11 protein-coding genes are annotated in these 9,727 nt (G+C 43.6%); 9 read left to right on the plus strand and 2 right to left on the minus strand.

Annotated features, from left to right (window positions below; translation table 11 throughout):
- Positions 1-31: 31 nt before the first annotated feature.
- Both arr and NC99_RS18430 read left to right on the plus strand, forming a co-directional pair.
- Positions 32-454, plus strand: coding sequence for an NAD(+)--rifampin ADP-ribosyltransferase (gene arr, locus NC99_RS18425; protein ID WP_053187313.1), 423 nt, complete (start codon positions 32-34; stop codon positions 452-454).
- Between the two features lie 23 nt (positions 455-477).
- Entirely contained in the window at positions 478-1,026 is a 549-nt protein-coding gene (locus NC99_RS18430; RefSeq protein ID WP_053187316.1) for a dihydrofolate reductase family protein, read from the plus strand.
- A gap of 120 nt (positions 1,027-1,146) precedes the next feature.
- On the opposite strand, the gene NC99_RS18435 is transcribed toward NC99_RS18430, so the two are convergent.
- Positions 1,147-1,584: a hypothetical protein gene (locus NC99_RS18435; RefSeq protein ID WP_053187319.1), complete on the minus strand. Its 438-nt coding sequence runs from the start codon at positions 1,582-1,584 to the stop codon at positions 1,147-1,149.
- Positions 1,585-2,192: 608 nt separating this feature from the next.
- Here NC99_RS18435 and NC99_RS18440 point away from each other — a divergent pair.
- Entirely contained in the window at positions 2,193-2,477 is a 285-nt protein-coding gene (locus tag NC99_RS18440) for a HEPN domain-containing protein (RefSeq protein ID WP_053187322.1), read from the plus strand.
- 93 nt (positions 2,478-2,570) lie between these two features.
- Positions 2,571-2,885 (plus strand): nucleotidyltransferase domain-containing protein, encoded by a 315-nt coding sequence (locus tag NC99_RS18445; RefSeq protein WP_053187325.1) that lies wholly within the window; start codon positions 2,571-2,573, stop codon positions 2,883-2,885.
- Between the two features lie 235 nt (positions 2,886-3,120).
- Here NC99_RS18445 and NC99_RS18450 read toward each other — a convergent pair whose 3' ends face one another.
- Entirely contained in the window at positions 3,121-3,315 is a 195-nt protein-coding gene (locus NC99_RS18450; protein WP_053187328.1) for a DUF2283 domain-containing protein, read from the minus strand.
- Positions 3,316-3,799: 484 nt separating this feature from the next.
- Here NC99_RS18450 and NC99_RS18460 point away from each other — a divergent pair, with 484 nt between their 5' ends.
- From NC99_RS18460 to NC99_RS18485, 5 genes are all read left to right on the plus strand, one after another.
- Positions 3,800-4,267, plus strand: coding sequence for a nucleotidyltransferase substrate binding protein (locus NC99_RS18460; protein ID WP_239684483.1), 468 nt, complete (start codon positions 3,800-3,802; stop codon positions 4,265-4,267).
- Between the two features lie 3 nt (positions 4,268-4,270).
- Positions 4,271-4,582, plus strand: a complete 312-nt coding sequence (locus NC99_RS18465) for a nucleotidyltransferase domain-containing protein (RefSeq protein ID WP_053187334.1) — start codon at positions 4,271-4,273, stop codon at positions 4,580-4,582.
- Between the two features lie 1,174 nt (positions 4,583-5,756).
- On the plus strand, positions 5,757-6,449 hold the full coding sequence (locus NC99_RS18475; protein WP_053187339.1) for a DNA-binding domain-containing protein: 693 nt from the start codon (positions 5,757-5,759) through the stop codon (positions 6,447-6,449).
- Positions 6,450-6,946: 497 nt separating this feature from the next.
- Positions 6,947-7,273, plus strand: coding sequence for a hypothetical protein (locus tag NC99_RS18480; protein ID WP_053187342.1), 327 nt, complete (start codon positions 6,947-6,949; stop codon positions 7,271-7,273).
- Between the two features lie 613 nt (positions 7,274-7,886).
- A partial coding sequence (locus NC99_RS18485) for a hypothetical protein (protein ID WP_157625069.1) occupies positions 7,887-9,727 on the plus strand: 1,841 nt, incomplete at its 3' end.

The raw sequence follows: 9,727 nt of genomic DNA on the forward strand, positions 1-9,727 counted from the left end.
TTTTGAAAATCAAAAATAAACAAACAACGAAATGGACAAAACGAAAACGTCGAACCAAGCTTCTGAAATTTACTACCACGGAACAAAGGCCAATCTTAAAGAAGGCGATTTAATCGAAGCCGGTTTCAACTCAAACTATGGGCAGCGGAAGGTTGCCAAGTACGCTTATTTCACAGCCACCATCGACGCGGCCATTTGGGGCGCCGAACTCGCACAGGGCGAAGGCGAAGGAAGGATTTATTTGGTCGAGCCAACAGGTGCTTTTGAAGACGACCCGAATTTGACGGATAAAAAGTTTCCAGGCAATCCAACAAAATCCTATCGCACGACGAGCCCGCTTCGAATTGTTAGCGAACGAAGTGATTGGCAAGAACACGCACCGGAACAACTCAAAGCCATGAAAGAACACCTGGAGCGCCTAAAGCAAATGGGTATTGAAGCCATCGAAGAATAGTAAACCGAAAACAGCAGATTGAAATGAGAAAAATTATTTTAGACCTGGCCGTCAGCCTCGATGGATTTATTGAAGGGCCAAACGGGGAAATTGATTGGTGTATCCTGGACGATGACATGAACTTTGACAGCTTTTTGGCCAGCATTGATACCCTATTTTATGGTCGGGTGAGTTACGACACCTGGGGGAACTTTCAGCCCGACGATAAGGCCAGCAAACCCGAGCGAGAACTTTGGCAGACGGTTCATTCCAAAAAGAAATACGTCTTTTCAAGCCAACACAGGCACGACAACAAAGCCACCTTCATCCATACTGACATCGCCGATAAAGTGGCCGAAATAAAAAACGAAACTGGCAAAGATATCTGGCTGTATGGTGGAGCCAGCCTGATCAAAACCTTTATCCAATCCGGACTTATTGACCGCTACCAGCTCTCCGTTCATCCCATCGCTTTGGGAAACGGCAAACCCTTGTTCGAAGACTTGAAGCAGCGACTGCATTTGAAACTCGTGAAAACGAATGTATTCCAATCGGGTGTGGTTCAACTTATTTATGAACCCATAAAAGAATAATATCGATGTCTGTTCAAGCCCGTCCGGACAACAAAAAAACCTTGAAGACTTTCAATTCTTCAAGGTTTAAAACGTTTCCACTGCCGATTGAATTTCAGCCGATCGATAGCCAGATCGCCATCAATCCAGTCGTATGTATTTTTCGATGTTACAGTTATTTTCATCGTAATTTTCAATCCCGCCAAACGGGAAAATCTGGTACAGCGTATCGCCTTTTATTTCAAGAAACTGCTGAACTTTCTGTCCTCTAAACGACGCCACATTGTGATACTGCACGGTTTCGGTATAAATATTCTTGGACAAATCATAGGTTCCTCCGCCAAATGACTGCTGGAGTTGGTTGCCACTAAAACTATTACCAACAAACATAAAATGCTTGTCTGACCAGGTTTTCAGTTGACTGCCATTAACATCTTCCAAAATAGACAGATGACTTTGTCCATTTCGAACCAAATCCTGGCTAACCAATTTCCAGGTCCCATTTAATTTTGATTTACCACCAGAAAAGCTAAAAAGCGTAAAAACAACGACTAATAAGAAAAGTGATTTGAATTTCATAATAATATTAGTTTAGATGATTGGTTTATGGATTAAAAATATCACTTTTTTTACTTAATACACAAAAATTTACTGTGAAAATTAATTTTGTTGTCTGGTTTTTCACCAACAGGTATTGGAAGTTGGAACTTAGCGTGATTGGTCATTGGATAACTGGTCATTAGTGATTGGGGACTGGTCATTGGGGATTGGTCATTGATAGTCATTAGGTGGTCATTTAATTGTCATTCGATGGTCATTCATCAAAAGGTACTGGGTTGCTGAATTTTGGGATTTGGATTTTGGATTTTGGATTTTGGAATTTGAAGTGATTGGTTACATCCTGTATGCTTTGGCTGGAAAACGCTAGCAGCCCGCCGGACACCACAGATCGCAGCGTCATTCCGATCCGTCAGTGGCCGGACTGGAATCTGTCGGCGGATTGAGATTGATTCGATGGGTTGGTTATTGGGGATTGGTCATTGGTCATTGGATAACTGGTCATTGGTCATTCGATGGTCATTTGCGTATTCCTTGTTCCCTGTTACTTGTTGTTGTACCTCCTGATAAAAATGCATTCGAGAAATTAACAAGCATGGACTTCTGCTTTTTTTTGTACTTTTGAATCAATGAAAAACAAAGGGTTAGATAGCGAACTGTTGATAAAATATTGGATTGATGGTGCTGAAGATGATTTCGAAACCATGAACGCCATGTTTGAATCGAAACGTTATCACTGGTCGCTATTTATTGGTCATTTAATGATTGAAAAGTTGTTGAAGGCTTATTTTGTTAAAGTCAAATCAGATTACCCGCCCTATATTCATAACCTCCTCCGATTGGCTGAAAAATCGGACTTGGCATTATCGGATGACATGAAAGAGCAGCTTGTGACAGTCACCGCATTTAATTAATGCCCGGTATGATGACTATAAAATGAGTTTTAAGAAACAGTGTACGCTGGAATTTACTTCCGAGTGGATTGACAAGTTAAAAGGACTACGATTATGGATAAAAACATTGATCTTGCAATAAGTCAATATATTGATTTGATCAAGGGGAAATTCCCGGATATTGAGAGCGTTTATCTATTTGGCTCTTATGCAAAAGGTAAATCAACTGAAGATAGCGACATCGACTTAGCCTTAATTTTCAGACAACTGGATGACTCTAAACGATTTGCCACACAAGTTCAGTTGATGTTATTGGCTTCGAAAATTGACTCAAGGATTGAACCACACCCAATATCTCATGAAGATTTTAGTTCCGGAAATCCTTTTATCACTGAAATCAAAAAAACAGGAATTGAGTTCGCGGCCTAAGCAACGCACATTGGGGACTGGTTATTGGTCATTTAATTGTCATTCGATGGTCATACTTCAGCAGGTAATGGGTTGCTGAATTTTTTGGGGTTTGGGGTTTGGGGTTTGGATTTTGGAATTTGGAATTTGGAACTTCGCGTGATTGGTCATTGGCTGTTGCGATTTCTACTTCGTTTCAACAGTCGATGAAATAATCAGAAGGCAAATTTAGCCTCAGTGGTACCAGCTGAGCTGTTTAGGCAACTTCGTAGACGATCCCGTTGGGCTGACTTGTTTTCTTCGAAGCATCCAACACTTCAATTCCAATAATATTGCCCGACTCGTCATAGTCTAAGATAATGCCGGGCTTCTCCTCATCGCTTTCAAATACCTTTGCATCAGAAAACTGAATATAGATTGCATCAACCTCTTTGCTATATTTTATAACCATATTTTTCAAGTTTTGATGTCTTGTACACTGTAATTACTAACGCCGGTGACTTTTTAAAGTTTATGAATACACGGTAAAGATACGTCTTCGAGTTTTCGACTACAAGTTTTGAATAGATGCTGACTCCTTGTTGCTCAAGAACAGCATCCGGATGCGCCACAACAAGCAAAACCGCTTCTTTTGAAATATCGCGGACAACCGTCCGAGCCAACACTGGTTTGAAAACTCCACTTCCATGCCATAAATGTAATGAATGATTTTAAACTGAAGACTATTTTCTATCTTCTATTCAGGGAAACTGCATTGATGGTCAATCGTTAGGATGGCTGGATGCTGGATACTGGATGCTGGATAAAACTGTCCCCAGCGATTGGAGGGTCATCGTCAACAGGTTTCCGGATTCGCCGCCGCCTTGCCCAATTGTCATTACGAGCGAAGGGCAGCGGAATAATGATCCTTGTAACAACAATTTTAATTCTTACTTTTGAATGGGATTGAATTACAAACCGATGGATTGAAGATGGACAAGGATATCAGATGGCAACAGCGCCTGGAGAATTACAGGAATGCGTTAAAACAACTGGAAAATGCGGTGACCCTGGCACAGGAGAAAGCACTGAGCGAACTGGAAAAGCAGGGGTTGATTCAGGCTTTCGAGTTTACACACGAACTGGCTTGGAATGTCATGAAGGATTATGCTCATTTTCAAGGCAATGCTCTGGTGGCCGGTTCACGTGATGCCACGCGCGAAGCTTTCGCCCTGAACCTGATCGCCGATGGCCCCGGATGGATGGAGATGATTAAAAGCCGAAATCAAAGCTCGCACACGTATAATATGGAAATTGCTGAAGACCTGGTTGAAAAAATCATGAATCGTTATTCCGGCTTGTTTAAAGCTTTCGAAACGGTGATGATCGAAAAAAGGGACGGTCATCGACCGGAATTATTTTAAGCCATGCCACACGGATTAAACGACTCTGACATACAACTGATTCGCGAGGTACTGCAGCAATACCCGGAGGTCAAGCAGGCCATTCTGTATGGCTCAAGGGCCAAAGGCAACTACCGACCGGCTTCTGATATTGACTTAAGCTTAACCGGTCCGAAGCTAACCATAGCCCATTTGCTGGCCATTGAAAATCAGCTCGACGACTTGTTGTTGCCCTATAAAATCGATCTGTCCTTATTCCACACCATTGAAAATCCCAGCCTGCTTGACCACATCAACCGTGTTGGAATTCTATTTTACGAACAAGCGCACAAGTAGCGCCAAGGATTGGGGATTAGGGATGAGTCATTGGTCATTTAATTGTCATTCGATGGTCATACTTCAACAGGTACTGGTTTTTTGGATTTTGGATTCTGGATTTTGGAATTTAGAGTGATTGGTCATTGATGGTCATTAGGTGGTCATTTAATTGTCATTCGATGGTCATTCATCAAAAGGTACTGGGTTGCTGAATTTTGGGATTTGGATTTTGGATTTTGGAATTTGGAATTTGAAGTGATTGGTTACATCCTGGATGCTTTGGCTGGAAAACGCTTGCAGGCCCACCGGACACCACAGATCACAGCGTCATTCCGATCCGTCAGTGGCCGGACTGGAATCTGTCGGCGGATTGAGCGAACCGCGATTGGAGAAACAAACTCTTTTAACAAGTAAAAATTCAATAAAAACCACAATAGACACCTAGAACACCTAAAAAAAAAACCGATCAGTTTAAGATCCCTGATTGGATGCTCGATGCTGGATAAAATCGTTGAGACGGGATTGGGGATTAGTCATTGGAAAACTGGTCATTAGTCATTGGTCATTTAATTGTCATTCGATGGTTATTCATCAACAGGTACTGGTTTGCTGGATTCTGGGTTTTGGATTTTGGAATTTAGAGTGATTGGTCATTGATGGTCATTAGGTGGTCAATAATTGTGAGGGTTGGATGGTGGTTAGCATCCCGACGGTTTGAATTTTGGATTTTGAAACTTGTCCGCCAGCTGGCGGATTGGAATTTGAAGTGATTGGTTAACCCCATCTTTTGCGCTTGTTAATAACTTTTTTTTCATAAAAACCACCCGCCCTCAAAAATGTGACATTCATGAACTGCACGTTTTGAGCCCTAAAACCCCTTGAAACTCAGACGAACGAATACCTGTCATTTGGACATAAAAGTCAAGTTTTCCCGCATAAAATTTTTAGTATTTTACAACATACTTTATTTGGGTAACCTTTCTTCCGTATTTCTGATTAATAAACAAAATACATTTGAATTGATTTCCGGAAAATCAACAAATCGAAAACCGATCCAAAATCCAACTGCAAATTTTCAGTTTGGATACCCTGCTTTACTAATGTTCGGCTTTGTCAAGCACCAATCAAGAGCAGACCCTGCGGAGCATTTTGATACGGACTTATTTTTATAATCTTTAACACGTAAACTTATATGGCACTTGAATATGCCCTATTTGAGAATCACCTGACCAGCGATCCGGAGGATTACATGGCCGTGATTCAAAACGTTCAAAGCAAGACACGCGAAGACGTGATTGATTTGATGATCAGCCGCGGTTCAACAGTAACCAAAGCGGAAGCACTCTCCACACTTGAAGAGTATGCGGTAGCCCTTGTCCAGTTAGTACAAGATGGCCATGCCGTAAATACGCCTTTGTTCAACGTCCAGCCCTCCATCAAAGGAGTTTTTCACGGCGATGATGAATCATTTAACCCATCCAGTCATGCCGTCCGGATCAATGTATCTCCCGGTGTCCGGCTGAGGGAGGCTGCAAAGACCATCTCGCTTAAAAAGGTTATGGGCGCTTCACCGCATCCCGATCCGTTGTATTTGGACGACCTGGGGAGCGGCACTCGCAATGAACAACTGACACCAGGGAACATCGCCCAATTGAAAGGTAGCCGGTTGAAATTTGATGCCTCAGATCCGGAACAAGGCGTTTTCCTCACTTCTGAAACCAACACGGTTTTAAAAGTCAGTACGGTTTCGCGTAATAAGCCCGCACAGATTGATTTCCTCGTGCCGACCTTGCCGCCCGGCGAGTACCAGCTCACCGTCCGAAACAAGCAAAAAAGCAACGAGCTGCGAAGCGGAACCTTAAAAGCATCACTCCAGCGGGTGTGATCGAAAAATGAACCCCTGCCTGTGGTGCCGCTTCCCCTTGCTTTGTCGGGTGCATACGCCCGGCCTGCAAGGTGCATACCCACGGCTGGCAGGGTCTCTACCCTTGGCTCGGAGGGTGGCTACCCATACCTGGTAGCTACCCTACCCTTCGCTTGGAGACAGGCGAACCTCACCGGGTAAGCACCCTGGCCTTGGCTTGAATCGTGTCTTCCCTTTAAGGGGTTGGCACGATTTTTTTGGGCTTCCGCCAACTCACATGTTGAAATCTGATTTGCCCCCCCGGCGGAGGAAGCAGACTACGAGTAAAAATGAGACCCGGCTTAGTGGTCTTTGTAACAAACAATTACCTGACAACAAGCCGTATTCGGTGAAATAATTTGTACTTTTGGTTGTCTTTTAAAACTCTGAAAAGCTTTAACCATGGATAGAAATATCTTTCCTGAGTAACGCTTAATCACACATCAGCTTATTGATTCATAACCATTATTCTAAGTACCATGTTTAAAATTCATTTGCACATTTATGCACCGGAGAATTTCATGGACAGACAGGTCTCTGTCCCCATCGAGCTTCCCTTTGTTCCCCAAAAAGGCGATTACCTTTTTGTGCCGGAGGAACTCATACTTAAGTTGGAAGAAAAGGCAAAGAGTGAATTGGAGATTGCCAGGCGATACGCTCCAAAATGGTTTTATCGGAAGTCGTTTGATGTTCAGCTTCCTGCAGAGGAAAATTTACCGGATTTGTCTTTTGCAGATGCCCAAACGGTCCACGCAGTTGCTTATCACGCCAACTCAGACATTATACATGTTGAAATTACGGATTAACCGGAGCTTTAGTTCGTCCTCTGCAAACAGCAACTTTTAGGGCTTCTGCCTGCTTATTTGCAGGAAATCCAAATTTAGAATCAAAATGAATACGCTTTTTTTATGCAATTAATTGCCAAATGAGGGTAACTTATTCAGCCAAAACCGGATTAACTAAGGATAGCGTTCTTTACCAAATTATGTTTTTGAGCATATTTTCTTTTGCACGACTCACTAACTGGCTTAAGCCGCATGGGCAAAGCGCAATTTTCGCGCACATGCAAAAAAGATTTAAACAGCTATTAAGTAAGTAGTTAAAAGAATATTAACAAAAATAATTTGCCCTTGCATGTGAGATTGGAAGCATGGAGGCAGTTGGCTATCGAAAGTGAGAAACATTTACAGAGCTCGCGCTACGAGGAAATTAGCAGCGGATTGTGTAGATTTAGTGATGTTAAGAACACTTGGTTGCGTACGAGGTGTAAGAATCAATTTTTAAATGGTCCTAAAAAATAAGATTCTTTGTGGGGTGTTGGTTGTGGTGGTGATCGTGTGTTTATTGCAGAAAGAAACGTTTTCTCAAACTCATCCATCATCTGAGTCATTCGGTAAGATTGCCTTGGATGATTTTTTTATGCCTGAAACTCAAGTCGCTCCTACCTCCGGGAACAAGCCTAAATCGGGCACATACCCAACAAACGCCAACAGTCACGAGCTTATTGCCCTGCATACGGAAATAAATCCGGCCAGTCCGAATAGTCGATGGGAGGACAACCGGGAACCACAAAACAGTACTGGCCAACTCTCCGCGAATATTATGGCTTCAGGCGAAGATCTGATCATTACCAGTGGCCAAAACATCCCGATTAATACCACTACCACCTATCGAAGCATCACGATTGAAACAGGAGGCACGCTAACTATCGACAATGGAATCACGCTAACCGTTGAGGGGGATTGGACCAACAATGGAACGTTCACAGCCAACCAGAGTACCGTCGTATTTGGCGGAACCAGTGACGCCACCATCAGCGGCAGTTCAGCCTCTGAGTTTTATAGCATCAAAATCGATAAAGGAACAGATGTCAACTCCATTGTAGAGGCCAACGGAACAGGCCTGATCAACAACACGGGTGCTATTGAAATTGTGTCCGGGGTAATTAAGATGACAACGGGAAACTTTCAACTTGGAGGCACCGCTGCCTATACGATTCCTGCTACAGGTGGATTCTGGGTTAATGGCGCCACCTTAAGCAGCGGGGATTACTCCATCACCAACCAGGGGCTGATCCGCGTATCTGCCGGAACAGCCAACTTTGGAAGCAGTTCCGATAACAACATACAAACCCAGCCGAGCGGTACCTTCCAGCTAAGTGGCGGAACAGTCGATATTGCAGGGGGTCTGGAAGTATTGGACGGTGCAGCCGATATTTCAGGCGGAACAATTACCTTGGCCAAGGTTGGACATAGCAATACGACAGCGGGCATACTGCAACTCACTTCCGATGCCAATTTTGACATGACCGGTGGAACCATCATCTTTCACCAGCCCAACAGCTCTGGCTACCTCGATGTTTCGATTGTGGATGGAACTCCCGGGTCTAAATCCATGACGGGGGGAACATTACAATTTGGAGACGGGGACACCTCTCCTAAGCCGACTAGTTTCTCGATCAATAGCGAAATCCCGATTTCCAAGATCACGACATATGAATATTGTGATCTGAAATTAACAGCTCCATTAACCATTGTTGATCAAATTGTGTTTGGAGCCTACAGTTTTCTTATTCCAAATGCGCATCCCGTTTCAAAGGTAGCATCTTCAGGCTCTGTACTCCCTCTTCAGCTAGATGGAGGCGAAGAAGAACCCATGCTTTTTCAAGTCACTATCACTGGAGGATCTGGTACCGGATTACTTACCGTTTCCACAACGGGAGGCAAACCCGATGAAAACAATAATTCTGAAGGTGCCAACTATTTGAATAGATACTGGGAAATAGATGTCACTGGTCTTAGTGAAACTTTCACTTATGCCGTAATTGCCGACTATGGAGCCAGTGAAGTCAATGAAACTGAATCATTGATTACTGCGGCCCTTTATTCAAAGAACACAGCCGGTGCCAGTTGGCAGATTATTAGTAGTAGCAACATCGACACAGACAACCACGTGCTATCTGCCAGTGGCATTACCGCCGGTAGCATTATCCTCTCGGGTGTTAACAGTGCACCGACCATAGAGGAACTAACAGCCAGTAGTAATACTATTTGTCGTGGCGAATCTACAACGCTCACGGTAACAGCATCCGGCGACCCAACACTCACTTACGAATGGACCTCTGTACCTTCTGGCACTTATAATGCAACTCCAGAAATACTTGTTGCCCCCACCGAAACGACCACCTATAAGGTAACGGTAACCGATGGGAATGGGCTTGAGGCAAGTGATGAGATAATTATCACCGTCAACCCGGATCC

Origin of the sequence: Sunxiuqinia dokdonensis (assembly GCF_001270965.1) — a bacterium.
GTDB lineage: Bacteria > Bacteroidota > Bacteroidia > Bacteroidales > Prolixibacteraceae > Sunxiuqinia > Sunxiuqinia dokdonensis.